At 44.8% G+C, this 1,124-nt stretch carries 1 protein-coding gene; it reads right to left on the reverse strand.

Annotation, left to right across the window (positions count from 1 at the left end; translation table 11 throughout):
- Positions 1 to 101: 101 nt before the first annotated feature.
- Complete coding sequence (locus R7D93_RS25855; protein WP_083135678.1) at positions 102 to 860, reverse strand: 5'-methylthioadenosine/adenosylhomocysteine nucleosidase; 759 nt, start codon at positions 858 to 860, stop codon at positions 102 to 104.
- Positions 861 to 1,124 lie beyond the last annotated feature (264 nt).

A 1,124-nucleotide genomic window follows, 5' to 3' on the forward strand; every position in this document is an offset into this window, starting at 1 on the left:
CGCGGCTGAGGGTGGAATTTGAAGGTAAAGAATCGATAATGTTTACTTTGACGAACTCATAAAAAAGCAGCACTTAATGTGCTGCTTTTCGTATTCTCACCCTATTGCATGCGCTTAAGCATGTTGAGCGTAATGGTTGCTGAGTTATCTGCCGTCGCTTTTTTCAGCTCAGAATAAACCACATCAGCAGAACCATCCGCTTTGTCGGAAATCGTGCGGATGACAACATACGGAACCTTAAAGGCGGTTGCAACTTGTCCCAATGCTGCACCTTCCATTTCAACGGCCATCGCGTTGAACTCTTGGTAGATGCCCGTGACTTTTACTTTACTGGCGATAAATTGGTCACCAGAAGCAATGATGCCTCGGAACACACTCTCTTTGCCTAACGTCTCTACCGCTGCTTCATACGCGTAATTTTGTAGCGCTTTGTCAGCATAAAAGTAACGCTCTTGACAGTCCGGTAATAACCCTTTCGGTTTGTTGAATGCGGTTAAATCAACGTCATGATGTACAGTACGAGTAGAAATAACCACGTCCAATGGATCAAGTTTCGGGTCACTTGCTCCTGCTATACCAGTAAAAATCAGTTGGTTCACACCAAAAGATTCAATCAGCAAAGTGGTCGTCATCGCAGCATTGACTTTGCCAACACCAGATTGCGTTACCACGACGGATTTGCCCTCAAGCTCACCGATATAAAAAGTGTGGTTCGCAACTTTTTTGATTTGTTGATTCTGAATTTTTGGCAGCAGAGCTTCAACCTCTACATCCATCGCGCCAACAATACCTATCGTTGATGCAGCAAAAGTAGGAAGTGAAAACGCGGCAAGAATGAAAACAAGAGATTTCTTAAACATACGAGTCCTGAAGTGTAGCAATGCGCCGCCCTTTTGCGACGCGCCACACATTATATACCCTTGAGATTTAAAGGGGGAATATTCCGTACGCTATCAGTCAAAACTATCAGCAATGAGACAAGGTGAGCTTCTCTACAACCTCAGTTTTTGGGTTCTTGACCTGTCGGGACACGCAGTTTTGCTGAAATCGTAGGCATAAAAAATTCGCAAGCTATCCTAGTTGCGCAGGTAGGGTGTCCCCAAGCGCCACATATATCCTGATCG

Origin of the sequence: Vibrio sp. YT-15 (genome assembly GCF_033337445.1) — a bacterium.
GTDB lineage: Bacteria > Pseudomonadota > Gammaproteobacteria > Enterobacterales > Vibrionaceae > Vibrio > Vibrio alginolyticus.

Excerpts from the sequence above, each read along its gene's own strand:
- R7D93_RS25855 (WP_083135678.1), bottom strand. The coding sequence starts at position 860 with ATGTTTAAGAAATCTCTTGTTTTCATTCTTGCCGCGTTTTCACTTCCT.